Here is a 14119-nt window from a genome sequence, read left to right as displayed (position 1 = left end):
GCCAAATGCTGCAAAGCATAGAGCGGAGGGGCCGGAATCGTATCGGAGAAGCGGCAGCGGTCGCCTTTAAAGCCGGGAAACAACCTTATACTATGACCCGAAGTTTCCCGGATTTAACAGCGATCGGAGATACGATCCGGACACGGAGCGGGCTAAAGGGGTTTTTCAGCGCTCTGCTTCCCCCGTATAATGTCTAATTTTTATATGATTTTTAAGCCAATCCTTCGGGTACTTCCCCGCCCCAGCTTGGTTTATCATCAGGATATACAAGAGAGGAGGGGTTGGTTTGAAAGCGGTAACAAAAACGGAAAGCAGCATCCAACCTGCCGCAAAGAAAAAGAAAGGCTTTTGGACCACTTTCAAAGAGCAGAAAGTACTGTACGGAATGTCGCTTCCATTCATCGTCATTGTATTCATCTTTAGTTATTTGCCGGTTTGGGGCTGGCTGATGGCATTCCAGAATTACAAGCCCGGCAAAGGGATATTCGAGCAAAAATGGGTAGGCCTGGACCATTTCGCAGCACTTTTCGCGGACGATAAGTTTTATCTGGTGTTGCGAAATACACTCGCCATGAGTTTCATGGGATTGATCGTTGGGTTCACGATTCCGATCCTATTCGCAGTCTTGTTGAATGAGCTTCGTGGAAGCGTATTCAAGAGGACCGTACAGACGATATCTTATCTGCCGCATTTTGTGTCCTGGGTCGTAGTTGCCGGTATCGTGACCAAAATGCTGTCCACGGATGGAGGCGCTGTCAATCAGCTGCTGATGTGGCTGGGGCTCATCGATCAGCCGATACAGTTCATGGCTCAGGGGAACCTGTTCTGGTACATCGTAACGGGCTCCGATATATGGAAGGAAATGGGCTGGAGCGCGATCATTTATTTGGCAGCGATTACAGGGATTGATCAGGAGCAGTTCGAAGCAGCCAAGGTTGACGGCGCAAGCCGGATTCGCCAAATATGGCACATTACGCTGCCGAGCATCGCCCCTACGATTGCTATCCTGCTGATCATGTCCATCGGTCATTTGATCAGCATCGGTTTCGAGAAGCAGTTCCTGTTGGGTAATCCGCTGGTCGTGGATTATTCCGAGGTGCTTGACCTGTATGCGCTGAATTATGGACTTGGCATGGGACGTTTTTCATTCGGTACGGCCATCGGAATGTTCAACTCGGTCGTAAGCATCATCCTGCTGCTGCTTGCCAACGGCGTGTTCAAAAAATTCACGAAGCAATCGATTATGTAAGGGGAGGGAAACAGCATGGCACGAACCAAAGCAGCATTCAAGCCCTCGCTCTCCGATCGGGTGTTTGATATCGCGAATTTTACCATCATGGCACTGGTCATGATTGTCACACTCTACCCGTTCCTGAACGTTCTGGCGATATCGCTGAACGATTCCGTTGATACGGTGCGCGGGGGAATCTACATCTGGCCGAGAGAGTTCACGCTGGATAACTACGTGCAGATTTTTAAATACGACGGCTTGGTCACCGGGGCCAAAAACACGATTCTCCGTACGCTTGCAGGGACCTTTCTGGGCTTGCTCAGCGGCACGATGCTGGGCTACGTCCTCAGCAGGGTAGACTTTCAGGGAAGAAAGTTCATGTCGACCTTTCTTGCGCTGACGATGTACTTCTCCGGCGGAATGATTCCGGTGTTCATCCTGATCCGCGACCTGAACATGATGAATTCGTTTCTGGTCTACATCATTCCGGGCATGGTGAGCGCGTTTAACGTATTCGTCATCCGGTCTTTCATCGACAGCCTGCCGTACTCGCTGCAGGAATCGGCAAAGCTTGACGGTGCCAACGATTTTACGATCTATTACAAAATCATTCTTCCGCTCTGTAAGCCCGTCTTGGCTACCATCGCCTTGTTCCTGGCTGTCGGGCAGTGGAACTCTTGGCTCGATACGTATCTTTACAACGGTAACGCACCCCATCTCACCACGCTCCAATTCGAGCTGATGAAGGTGCTGCAGAGCACTCAGGGGCAAACCAGCGGCATGATGACCGGGCAGAATATGGCCGAGATCGTGAAGCAGGTGTCGCCGGAGTCGATCAAAATGGCAATCACGATCGTGGTCACCGTTCCGATACTGCTCGTGTATCCGTTCCTGCAGCGGTATTTTGTGAAAGGTATGACGCTTGGAGCTGTAAAAAGCTAGGCGCATGTAACGGTATCAGCAGGCACAACGTCCTGTTATACGATAAATGATCAAAAATCGATTTAGGGGGTATAGCAATGAAACATAAGAAGAGATTGTCGCTCCTGCTCGCGATCATGATGATGGCTACATTCGTTCTGGCGGCGTGCGGCAACGGCGACAGCAACAATAACGCAAACGGCGGCGATGAGGGCAGCGGCGGAAGCGATACGCAGCAGGAAGAGAAGCTCGAGCCGATGACCATGACGTATTACAGCGCGGATTCCAATGCAAACTGGGCCAACATGCAGGATGCGGTCGGGAAGAAGCTGACCGAGAAGACCGGCATTACGATCCAAGCCGAATATGCGGTGGACGGCTCCAATCAGAAGCTTCCGCTGATGGTGGCGAGCGGGGAATACCCTGACTTGGTATTTGCCAAGGGGGACGCCAATCTGTTCGTGGATTCCGGGGCGTTTATCGATCTGACGGATCTGATCGAAGAGCATGCGCCAAACATCAAGAAGGTGTACGGAGAATATATGAGCCGCCTGAAATGGAGCAACGAGGATGAGGCCATCTATGTCCTTCCGACGCTTGCGGCAGTGGATCATCAGGCACTCGATGCCGGCGGCACGTTCCAGATCCAGCATGAGGTGCTGAAAGAACTCGGATACCCTGAACTGAAAACGGTGAAGGATTATGAGAAAGCGCTGAAAGACTATGCCGAGAAACACCCGACCATTGACGGTCAGCCGACGATTCCGCTGACGTTGAATGCGGACGGATGGAGAATCATGATCTCGGTAACGAACCCGGCGTTTATCGCGACAGGCGTATCGGATGACGGCGAGTACTATATCGACCCGGAAACAACCGAGGCGAAGCTTCATTACAAGCGGCCGGAAGAGAAGGAATACTTCCGCTGGCTGAATCATATGAACGCCGAGGGCTTGTTGGATAAAGAAACGTTCGTGCAGAAGACGGACCAATACGAAGCGAAAATTTCCTCCGGCCGCGTCCTTGGCGTCATTGATCAGGAGTGGGGCTTCGGCAATGCAACGAACGCACTGAGAACTTCCGGCAAGGAAAACCGCACCTATGCGAGATTCCCGATCCAGCTGGATGAGTCCACGAAGGATGCAACGTTCCAAGACACGGGTTACGTCGCCGGATGGGGCGTAGGCATTACGACATCCGCCAAGGATCCGGTTCGAATCATCAAGTTCCTGGATTATCTGGCTTCCGAAGAAGGGCAAGTTTTGATGAATTGGGGTATTGAAGGCGAGCATTACAACGTGGTGGACGGCAAGCGAGTTATTCCTGAAGACGTCCAAGAGCGCAAAACCTATGACAACGCCAACTTCACGAAGGAAACAGGAATCGGCTTGTACAATGCGATGTTCCCTCGTTACGGCGACGGCGTGAAGGATTCGACGGATAACTATTACACAACGAACTTCCCGGAGACGATCATCGAGAATTATACGCCGGCCGCGAAGGAAACGCTGAAAGCGTACGGCGCGGAAATGTGGAAAGACCTGTGGCCGAAACAAGAGGAATTTGATGTGAAGCCGTGGGGCGTTGCTTACAACATTCCGGTACCGAGCGACTCCAATATCAATATCACGTACAAAAAGGTGGAAGAGATTACCCGGAAGCGGATTCCGGAAGTCATTCTTGCCGATCCGGCGAAATTCGATGCACTGTATGACCAGTTCATCAAAGAACTGAATGATGCCGGCGCCGAGAAAATGGAGCAGGAATACACCCAATTGGTACGCGAACGGGTGGAACTCTGGAATAATTAAGGTAGAGGCGAATCGAAGGGGCCGGCAATATGCGGTCCCTTTTGCCGATATTCAAGGCAGGCTGCTGTTATAATCGCGGACCTCAATTTATTAGAAGAAATACAACCATATATGAAGGATTTCAGGTGCTCTTCGAGAAGCCTTTATAAAATCATTGGACATAAGGGGGGATTACGCTGTATTCAGCAGAGCATAAGAACACAACCCTGTGGTACCGGAAGCCTGCGGCCAAGTGGGAAGAAGCGCTTCCGCTTGGAAACGGCCGTCTTGGCGCCATGGTGTTCGGAGGCGTGCAGGAAGAATGCATTCAATGGAACGAAGATACGCTCTGGTCCGGGTTTCCCCGGGACACGAATAATTACGAAGTTCTCCGGTATCTGGCAAAGGCGAGGGAACTGATTGCGTCCGGCAAGTATGCCGAAGCGGAACAGGTGATCGAGGGCAAGATGGTTGGCAGAAATACGGAGTCCTTTTTGCCGCTGGGAGATCTGTTGATCCGACAGTCGGGAATAGGGGATTCATGCTCGGAATACAGGCGCGAACTGAACCTGGATACGGGGATTGCTTCCACTCGTTTTCAAGTAAGCGGCTCCGATCCTATTTTCAGCAGGGCCATGTTCATCAGTGCGGTTGACCAGGTCGGGGTTATCCGCTTTGAAAGCACGGGGAGCGGATCCATCCAATTGGAGATCGGGTTACGTTCACCGCTTCAGCATCGTACACGCACAGAGGAAGACGGGACGCTGGTGTTGCATGGGCATGCTCCGACCCATATTGCTGATAATTACGGGGGCGATCATCCCGGGTCGGTGCTTTATGAGGATGGGCTGGGCATTCGGTACGAAATGAGGCTGCTGGCCTTGACGGACAGCGGTCAGGTGACGGTCGATGACAGCGGCATGCGCATTTGCGCGGCAGGCTCGGTTACGCTGCTGATTGCGGCTGCTACGAATTTTGAAGGCTTCGATCGTTCTCCGGGTTCCGGCGGTACCGATCCGTCCGGCATATGCAGGGAGAGACTTCAGGGCGCCATGCGGCATGGTGTTGAACAATTGCGTTCACGGCACGTCCAGGACCATCAAGCCTTATTCAGACGTCTGGAGCTTCAGCTTGGCCGTCCAGAGAATGAGCGTTCCATAGCAGCTTTAGCCACCGACGAGCGGATGGAAGCGTACCGGGAAGGACGGGAGGATGCTGCGCTCGAAGCGCTGATGTTTCAATTCGGAAGATATTTGCTCATTGCCAGCTCCCGGCCGGGTACACAGCCCGCCCATCTGCAGGGCATATGGAATCCCCATGTCCAGCCGCCATGGAACAGCGATTATACAACGAATATCAATACCGAGATGAATTATTGGCCGGCGGAAACGACGCGTCTGAGCGAGTGCCACGAGCCGCTCATCCAAATGATCCGGGAGCTTAGCGTAAGCGGTGCCCGGACCGCGAAGATTCACTATGGCGCCCGTGGATGGGTCGCCCATCATAACGTGGATTTATGGCGAATGGCCAGTCCGAGCGACGGCAGAGCCATGTGGGCCTTCTGGCCAATGGGCGGTGCTTGGCTGTGCCGGCATCTATGGGAGCGTTATCAATTCCACCCAGATCTTGAATACTTGCGGGAAACGGCGTATCCGCTGATGCGTGGAGCCGCTTTGTTTTGCCTGGATTGGCTGATTGAAGACGGGAAAGGGCATCTGGTGACCAGCCCGTCGACATCGCCGGAGAATCAGTTTCTTACCGCGGAAGGCCTGCCTTGCAGCGTGTCGGCAGGTTCGACCATGGATATGGCCATCATTCGCGATTTATTCCATAACTGCATCGAAGCTTCGCAGCTGTTGGAGCAAGATGATGAACTGCGGGAGGAATGGAAAGCTGCGGTCGCGCGCCTGCTCCCTTACGCCATCGATGACGAGGGCAGGCTCATGGAATGGAGCAAGCCGTATCCGGAAGCGGAGCCCGGACATCGGCACGTATCCCATTTGTACGGATTGTACCCCGGCTCCGATATTACCCTCCAAGATACGCCGCAGCTTGCAGAAGCCGCTTATCGTACGCTGATGTCGCGCATCGATCACGGAGGGGGGCATACGGGCTGGAGCTGCGTTTGGCTCATTAACCTGTTTGCCCGACTGCAGCAGCCGGAGAAGGCTTATGATTATGTCCGGACCCTGATTTCCCGCTCCATGCACCCCAATCTGCTCGGGGACCATCCTCCGTTCCAGATCGATGCGAATTTTGGAGGCAGCGCCGGACTTGTGGAAATGCTGCTCCAGAGCCATTTGGATGCCATTCAGCTGCTGCCGGCACTGCCGAAAGCGTGGGCGGAAGGCTCCGTGCGAGGATTGAAGGCCCGCGGAGGATTTATCGTGGACATGGAATGGAAGGGCGGCACTCTTGCGTCCGCAAGCATAACCTCTACGCATGGCCGGATCTGCAGAATTCAATATTCCGAGCCTCTCGCCGTTCGAAGGGAAGACGGAAGCGTTGTGACGACGGGAGATCGGCTTTCTTTTGAGACGGTGAGCGGCATGACCTACCAGATCGCATTGGCTGCCATGGAGGCATTGTGAATAAGGGCTAATCTCGAGCATGGCTGGTTGAACGATAACCGGATACGAAATGATGAAGGCTAAAGGAGCTGAATGCTGATGATTAACGAAAAGCTGCCGAAAATGTGGTACGGCGGGGATTATAATCCCGAGCAGTGGGATGCGGAAGCGTGGAAGGAAGATGACCGCATGTTTAAGCTGGCGGGCATCGACGTAGCCACCATAAATGTATTCTCCTGGGCTTTGAGTCAGCCGAATGAGGATACGTACGATTTTGCTTGGCTGGACGAGACGATTGACCGGCTGTACCGGAACGGGGTGTATATCTGTTTGGCAACAAGTACGGGAGCCCATCCGGCCTGGATGGCGCGCAAATACCCGGATGTGCTGCGCGTCGACTACGAGGGCCGCAAACGCAAATTCGGCGGACGCCATAACTCCTGTCCGAACAGCCCCACCTACCGAAAATACGCCAAAATCATGGCAGGCAAGCTGGCGGAACGCTATAAGGATCATCCGGCCGTCCTGATCTGGCACGTATCGAACGAATATGGCGGGTACTGCTACTGCGACAATTGCGCCGCGGCATTCCGGACTTGGCTCGAGCAGCGATATGGCACGCTGGATGCCGTAAACAAGGCATGGAATACCCGCTTCTGGGGCCACACCTTCTATGACTGGGAGGACATTGTCGTTCCTAACGCTTTAAGCGAGGAGTGGTCCGGCAACCGGACCAATTTCCAAGGCATATCCCTGGATTACCGCCGTTTCCAGTCCGACAGCCTGCTGGACTGCTATAAGCTGGAGCGGGATGAATTGAAGCGGATCACGCCGGATATTCCGGTGACCACGAATCTTATGGGTTTTTATCCGGAGCTGGACTATTTCAAATGGGCCAAGGAGATGGATGTCGTATCCTGGGACAACTATCCGTCGCTGGATACCCCGTACAGCTATACCGCCATGGCGCATGCCCTGATGCGGGGGCTTAAGGGCGGTCAGCCCTTTATGCTGATGGAGCAGACGCCGAGCGTTCAGAACTGGCAGCCGTATAACTCGGCCAAGCGCCCTGGGGTAATGCGATTGTGGAGCTATCAAGCGGTCGCCCACGGCGCGGATACGGTGATGTTCTTCCAGCTGCGCCGTTCGATCGGAGCCTGCGAGAAGTATCACGGCGCGGTCATCGAGCATGTCGGACATGAACATACCCGCGTATTCCGCGAGTGCGCCGAGCTGGGCAAGGAGCTGCAGCAGCTGGGGGACCGGATCCTGGATGCCCGTTCCGATGCCAAAGTCGCGATCATCTACGACTGGGAGAACCGGTGGGGCATTGACCTGTCGAGCGGTCCGACCGTCGCCCTCAATTACGTGAACGAGGTCCATAAATATTACGACGCCCTGCACCAGCTGCATATTCAGACCGATATGATCAGCGTGGAAGAGGACTTCCGGAAGTATGACGTTGTCATCGCGCCGGTGATGTATATGGCAAAACTGGGATTTGCAGATCGCGTGGAGGCCTTTGTATCGCAAGGCGGCACCTTTGTGACGACCTTCTTCAGCGGCATCGTGAACGAGAATGATCTGGTGACGCTGGGCGGTTACCCGGGCGAGCTGCGCAAGGTCATGGGAATTTGGGCCGAGGAGATTGATGCGCTGCTTCCAGGCCAACAGAATCAGATGGTCATACGGGGCCCGAAGGGCCAGCTGGAAGGCACCTACGACTGCGGCATTCTGTGCGACGTGATCCATGCCGAGGGAGCGGAGGTCGTTGCCGAATACGGCTCGGACTACTATCAAGGCATGCCGTCGTTGACCGTGAACGCTTTCGGACAAGGGAAGGCCTGGTATGTGGCCACAAGCCCCGAGCCTAAATTCCTGCGAGATTTAATGCAAACGATATGCAGCGACCATGGCATTGAGCCTGTCCTGAACGCTCCCGAAGGCGTTGAGGTGACAAAGCGGGTGAAGGAGGACGCGGAGTTTACCTTTGTGCTTAATCACATGCCCGAGCGCAAATCCGTGTCCTTGGATGGGGAAGCCTATGTTGACCTGCTGACAGGGGAGGAGCTTCGGGATACCTGCGAAGTGCCGGCACGAGGCGTGTTGATATTAGAGAAGCGGTTAGGATAGAGATAATATAAGGGCTTTCGAAAAGCGTGAATAGCTTGAAGCGATCTCAACAAAAAAGCAGAGAAGGCGGGGACCCTCCGCCTTCTCTGCTTTATTTTTTATCTGAAGATTGTCAACCGCTGCCCATTCTAAGCTTCCTTCTCGTGCAGCTTGCGGAATTCCTTGGGCGAAATGCCCTCTTGTTTCTTAAAAACAAGACTGAAATACTTCTCGTTTTTAAAGCCGACCATTTCGGAAATGGCGGCCATTTTCAGCCCCGGATTTTGCAGCAGGATTTTGGCCTTCGAGATGCGGATCCGGTTCAGATGCTCGGGGATATTAATCCCGTGCTTCTGCTTGAATTTGCGGGAGATGTACTCCCGGCTTACGTGAAACCGGTTTGCAATATCGTACAGTGATACGTCGTTCTGATAGTTTTGCTCGATAAACGCCGTGATGTCGTGGATCAGGTCCTGCCCTGTCTGCTTCTGGGACTGCAGCGCCGAGGCCAGCAGGCTCATTAATTGATCCCAATACTGCTGCCATTCCGCCAAGGAGCATACATATTTGTCCGGGCTTGGCCGCTCGATGGTGGCGCTTTCCTCTTTGTACAATTTCAACAAGGCCTCAGACGACGGATTCGCGGTTTCATGAATGACGTGATGGGCGAACCGATCAATTTCGCGGTCCCATCGCTCCAGAAGCTCGGGCGTGAGAACGCCGCTTTTTCGGATGGCGGCAAGGAACGAATCGACGGCCTCGGCAATGGGAGCAGGCTGACCGCTAAGCACAGCGAGCTTCCAGGTATCCTCGAACCCGCTGAACTGGACGCCCCGATGATGATCCATCCCGGATCGTCGCTGCTGCTCGGCATCGTGGATGAAATGGTTCAGGACCGTTAAATCACGCGAACGCAGGGCATTCGAGCATTGGGCATAGAGCTCGGGAACGTCTACCGGATATTGACCTTCCGGACTTATGCCAAAATGCATCTGGCGCGACAGCGTCCGAAACATCCCGCTATTGATCTCTTGAAGCAGCGTAGGGACCGTGGCGAGCTGTTCCCACAATAAGAGAACCAGTTGATGCGGCGATCCGAATGGACGGAATGCAATCCCGATCCGGTCCTTTTGCAGAAATTCATTGCAAATATTCAACAGGGCGAACATCAGCAGATCCTGATGATGGCCGAAGCGGCTGTACAGCGCATGATCCGACTTGTCGATTTGCATGACGGCCAGGCGTATTGCGTTGGTCTGCGCCGGCACGATGCCTTCATCCCTGAGGCGGTTGACCACCTGGGAATGGGCGCTCCTGTCATCAATAAGGCTGGATAACAGCTTCTCTGAATAGACCGGCCGGTACTCGTTCACCTGAACATGCTGCTGACGCGCCGCAAGGCGTTCTTGTTCCTCCGCCTTCCAGGCCGCGGTCGCCTTGGCGACCGCTTGGTTGATGACGTCCTCCTCGATGGGTTTCAGGATATAATCCGTGCCGCTGTACCAGATGGTGTTGCGCACGAATTCGAAATCGTCATGCCCGCTGATGACGATGAATTTGATGTCCGGGTAATGCTTGTGAATCCATTCCATGAGATCCACGCCGCTATTGAGGGGCATCAGCATGTCCATCAGCACAAGATGGGGCCGAAACGCCGGGATCAGCTCCATCGCCTCCAGCCCGTTGGCCGCTTCCTCTATATCGGTAATCCCGTGCGCTTCCCACTGGACCAGCAGGCGGATGGCTTTGCGCACGCGAGACTCGTCATCCACGATCAATGCCTTCATCCGTTTCACCTTCCACATTTATAGTCAGCACTACACGAAAGCCGTGCGGCTGGTTGTTTTCGATGTTGAATTTGGATTTTCCACGATAGTACAGCCTCAGCCTCGTCATGATGTTGATGAGTCCGATTCCGCTGCTGTCTTCCGTCTCCAGCTCGGACACAACCTGAAGCTGTTCCAGATCCAACTCTTCCATCCGAAGCAAATGCTCCTGAAGGGCTTGGAACGGCTCCTCCTGCATCCCGTTTCCGTTATCTTCGACCGTGATCTGCACGATCGAGGCCGATAGGCGCCGGCTTGTGAGCGCAATGAAATTGTCTTGCTCCAAGGGGTTCATGCCATGCTTGAAAAAGTTCTCGATCAGCGGCTGAATCAGCATCTTCGGTATCAACACCTGCAGAGTCGACTCATCCACATCGTAACGGAAGTCGAATTGATTCTCAAATCGTTCCTTCTGCAGTTCCACGTAATCCTTGATATGATCGAGCTCCGTGGCCAGCGTGACCGGCTTGTCCGTATTGTACATGCTGTATCTCATCATCCGGGCCAGAGCGGAGATCAGGGAGTAGATCCTCTTCATGCCATGCTCCAGCGCAAGGGTGCCGATGGTCTGCAGCGCATTGTTCATGAAATGCGGATTCACCTGCGCCTGCAGCGCCCGGAGCTGGTTGGTCCGGTTCGCCAGCTTCAGCTTGTATTCCTGCAGGATGAGGTTGTTGATCGTATCCATCATGCTGCCGAACCTGCGATGGAGGGCTCCGATTTCGTCTTTGCGATTGGACGAGATATCCACGGTCATTCGTCCGCTTTTGACCTGGCTCATGAGGCCTACCAATTCGCGGATCGGGGCCGTGATATAGACCGATATCCAGATCGTGGCCGCGATGATGAGAATAAGGGACACGCCGATCAGCAAAATATTGACGAAGGCAGCTTTGTCCGCGCTGCTTAAAATATACGAGGAAGGAATCTCCTTGATCATCGTCCAGTCGCTGACCGACGTCTTGATATTGTTATATAAATAGATTTTGTTGTTATACTCGAAATGGCCTTCCTTCTTGCCGGATTGCTTGATGCTGGCGTACCAGTCCGCCTGGACTTGTTGTCCCAGCATTTCGTCATCGCCGGAATACATGATATACCCGTCTTCATTGGCAATGTACAGCTGCTCATGATCAGGCTGGAACAGCTGGCCGCTGATCCGGCTCAGGAAATCCATGTCCAAATCGATGGCGAGAATGCCTAATCGTTCGGTTGAAGGGACCCGTTCAATGACCCGGTACATCGTGAATACTTGTTGATCGGCTTCATAGGGATAAGCTAACTGAAACCCGTACGTATGAAGGGGATGCGGCGGCTGAAGGACCACCGTATCGTTACGAAGATCGGGAATCTCGGGATAGAGGTTGACCTCGCTTGTTTTTCTGGCGATATCCTGCGCGAATAACGTGGCTTCTCGTTTGCCGTCGACGTAGAGATAGACCTGCCTGGAGCCGCTGATGGCTTTTTGAATGGATTGCAGCGTGGCGGATTGCCTGCCGCTGGCGTTGATGTTCTCATGACTGTAATAGAGGCTGCGGAAAAAATCCGGATCCGAGTAGACCGTAAGGGAACTACGGTTCATCTCTTCCAAATAGCTCTCCAAATTCAACCGTCCCTGATAGAGAAGGTTCATATTCTCAACAACGGCCCGTTCCTTGAGCGAGTTGGTTGTCATGACGTAACTGATGATCATGGAAATGGTGGTCGGAATGATGGTCGCCATGATCATGAAGGTAATCAGTTTGGTGCGGATGCTGTTCCAGTTCCAGTTCAATATTTTCACCGCCGATCAATTTTCTATACCAATTAGTTCACATCCTATGGTAGTCCCAAGGTCTTCATCTTAGCATAATTAAATCATAGAGAAATGGATAGAGAAACGATAGGACAAGCGGAGGGGGATTAACATGAACAGCAAGAGAACGGCTGCTTTGACGCAGCAGTTGGTTTATATCGGACCCGCGCTGCTGTTTTTCGGTATTACGATCATTATCCCATTTGTGATGGGGATGTATTACTCGTTTACCGACTGGAACGGCGTTTCCGGGAACGTCGAATGGGTCGGGCTGGACAATTTCAAACAGATTTTCACAAATGACAGCGCATTCGCCCAATCCTTCTGGTTCACCACCAAATTTACGATCGTCGGGGTGCTTCTGACGAATTTGGTCGGATTCTTCCTGGCCTACTTCTTAACGAAAAATATTCGGGCCCGCAACTGGCTGCGGACGATATTCTTCATGCCGAACGTGATCGGCGGATTGCTGCTCGGCTTCATCTGGCAGTTTATCTTCATAAAAGGCTTTGCAACCGTTGGCGAAGCGACGGGAATTCCGTTTTTTAATCTTCCGTGGCTGGGCGACGAAGTAACCGGCTTCTGGGGCATCATCATGGTATTCGTATGGCAGTCGTCAGGCTATCTGATGGTCATCTACATCGCCTCCATTACGAACGTGTCCAAGGAAGTCATGGAAGCTGCCGAGATTGATGGGGCCAACCGGTTCCAAGTGCTTAAGAGCATCATCGTTCCGCTTATTATGCCGGCGGTTACCGTATGTTTGTTCCTGGCGATTTCCTGGTCCTTCAAAATGTTCGACCTGAACCTGTCGCTGACCAAGGGCGGACCTTACCGCTCCACGGAATCGCTGGCGATGAACGTGTACAACGAGGCGTTCCTGAACAACCGGTACGGTCTCGGCACGGCCAAGTCCTTGATCTTCTTCCTGGTCGTCGCCGTCATTACGCTCATTCAAGTCCGTTTAACGAAGCAGAAGGAGGTTGAAGCTTAATGAGATCGAAGAAACCTCCCATGTCGGCCTCCACGATCGTACTGCAGATCGTGATGGTCATTGTTGCCTTGATCTTCTTGGCACCGTTCTACTTCCTGCTGGTAAACTCGGTCAAATCGCTTGGCGATATTATGGTCGACGCGGCCAACTGGCCAACGGCCTTTCACTTTGACAACTACAGCAAGGCTTGGGAAATGACCCGCTTTCCGGAAGCATTCACGAACTCCATCATCATTACGGTCATCAGCAATCTGATCATTGCCCTGCTGAGCGCGATGGCAGCTTACCGGATGGTCCGGTCCAATACGAGATTCAATCGAATCGTGTTCATGCTGTTCGTATCGGCCATGGTCATTCCGTTCCAATCCATTATGATTCCATTGCTGCAGGTCATTAACTTTCTCGGCGTCAACAACAGCATCGTGGGTCTGATTCTCAGTTATCTCGGACTCGGCATCCCGCTGTCGGTCTTCCTGTTCCACGGTTTCGTGAAAGGCATTCCGCTGGAGATCGAAGAGGCTGCCACGGTCGACGGCGCTTCTCCGTTCAGGGTATTTGCCCGCATCGTTATGCCGATGCTGAAACCTATGATGGTAACGGTCATCATCCTGAACTGCCTGTGGGTCTGGAACGACTATCTGCTGCCATCCTTGATCCTGCAAAGTCCTGAACTGCGGACGATTCCGCTTGCGACCTTTGCTTTCTTCGGGCAGTATTCGAAGCAGTGGGATATGGCGCTGCCGGCGCTCGTGCTGGGCATTACGCCGATCATCATCTTCTTCCTGTCACTGCAGAAGTACATCGTTGAGGGCGTCGCTGCCGGCTCCGTTAAGGGGTAAAGGCAGCGGGCGCCTCGCCCATAACCGGTTTTTCCATCTTT

General features: G+C 53.3%; 9 protein-coding genes. 7 read left to right on the top strand and 2 right to left on the bottom strand.

What is annotated here, in order from left to right:
- The first annotated feature begins 286 nt into the window (after positions 1-286).
- From AC3RCL_RS28095 to AC3RCL_RS28075, 5 genes are all read left to right on the top strand, one after another.
- Complete coding sequence (locus AC3RCL_RS28095; RefSeq protein ID WP_009592813.1) at positions 287-1249, top strand: ABC transporter permease; 963 nt, start codon at positions 287-289, stop codon at positions 1247-1249.
- Positions 1250-1264: 15 nt separating this feature from the next.
- On the top strand, positions 1265-2173 hold the full coding sequence (locus AC3RCL_RS28090; protein ID WP_009592812.1) for a carbohydrate ABC transporter permease: 909 nt from the start codon (positions 1265-1267) through the stop codon (positions 2171-2173).
- A gap of 77 nt (positions 2174-2250) precedes the next feature.
- Positions 2251-3963, top strand: coding sequence for an ABC transporter substrate-binding protein (locus AC3RCL_RS28085; protein ID WP_486045780.1), 1713 nt, complete (start codon positions 2251-2253; stop codon positions 3961-3963).
- A gap of 170 nt (positions 3964-4133) precedes the next feature.
- Entirely contained in the window at positions 4134-6533 is a 2400-nt protein-coding gene (locus tag AC3RCL_RS28080) for a glycoside hydrolase family 95 protein (protein ID WP_492536485.1), read from the top strand.
- Between the two features lie 78 nt (positions 6534-6611).
- Complete coding sequence (locus AC3RCL_RS28075) at positions 6612-8645, top strand: beta-galactosidase (protein ID WP_492533247.1); 2034 nt, start codon at positions 6612-6614, stop codon at positions 8643-8645.
- A gap of 128 nt (positions 8646-8773) precedes the next feature.
- Here AC3RCL_RS28075 and AC3RCL_RS28070 read toward each other — a convergent pair whose 3' ends face one another.
- Together AC3RCL_RS28070 and AC3RCL_RS28065 are read right to left on the bottom strand one after the other, a co-directional pair.
- On the bottom strand, positions 8774-10411 hold the full coding sequence (locus tag AC3RCL_RS28070) for a response regulator transcription factor (RefSeq protein ID WP_492533245.1): 1638 nt from the start codon (positions 10409-10411) through the stop codon (positions 8774-8776).
- A complete protein-coding gene (locus AC3RCL_RS28065; protein WP_492533243.1) occupies positions 10389-12233 on the bottom strand; it encodes a cache domain-containing sensor histidine kinase in 1845 nt (614 codons plus the stop codon). Before AC3RCL_RS28065 ends, AC3RCL_RS28070 begins: the two co-directional genes overlap by 23 nt.
- A 124-nt stretch (positions 12234-12357) precedes the next feature.
- Here AC3RCL_RS28065 and AC3RCL_RS28060 point away from each other — a divergent pair, with 124 nt between their 5' ends.
- Both AC3RCL_RS28060 and AC3RCL_RS28055 read left to right on the top strand, forming a co-directional pair.
- Positions 12358-13239: a carbohydrate ABC transporter permease gene (locus tag AC3RCL_RS28060; protein WP_009594044.1), complete on the top strand. Its 882-nt coding sequence runs from the start codon at positions 12358-12360 to the stop codon at positions 13237-13239.
- Complete coding sequence (locus tag AC3RCL_RS28055; protein ID WP_015737524.1) at positions 13239-14078, top strand: carbohydrate ABC transporter permease; 840 nt, start codon at positions 13239-13241, stop codon at positions 14076-14078. The genes AC3RCL_RS28060 and AC3RCL_RS28055 overlap by 1 nt, the downstream gene beginning before the upstream one ends.
- Positions 14079-14119 lie beyond the last annotated feature (41 nt).

It is taken from the genome of Paenibacillus sp. MT86 (genome assembly GCF_058792535.1).
This window is presented reverse-complemented; position numbering and strand designations above follow the sequence as displayed.

Excerpts from the sequence above, each read along its gene's own strand:
- AC3RCL_RS28075 (WP_492533247.1), top strand. The coding sequence starts at position 6,612 with ATGATTAACGAAAAGCTGCCGAAAATGTGGTACGGCGGGGATTATAAT.
- AC3RCL_RS28055 (WP_015737524.1), top strand. The coding sequence starts at position 13,239 with ATGAGATCGAAGAAACCTCCCATGTCGGCCTCCACGATCGTACTGCAG.
- AC3RCL_RS28070 (WP_492533245.1), bottom strand. The coding sequence starts at position 10,411 with ATGAAGGCATTGATCGTGGATGACGAGTCTCGCGTGCGCAAAGCCATC.
- AC3RCL_RS28090 (WP_009592812.1), top strand. The coding sequence starts at position 1,265 with ATGGCACGAACCAAAGCAGCATTCAAGCCCTCGCTCTCCGATCGGGTG.
- AC3RCL_RS28060 (WP_009594044.1), top strand. The coding sequence starts at position 12,358 with ATGAACAGCAAGAGAACGGCTGCTTTGACGCAGCAGTTGGTTTATATC.
- AC3RCL_RS28085 (WP_486045780.1), top strand. The coding sequence starts at position 2,251 with ATGAAACATAAGAAGAGATTGTCGCTCCTGCTCGCGATCATGATGATG.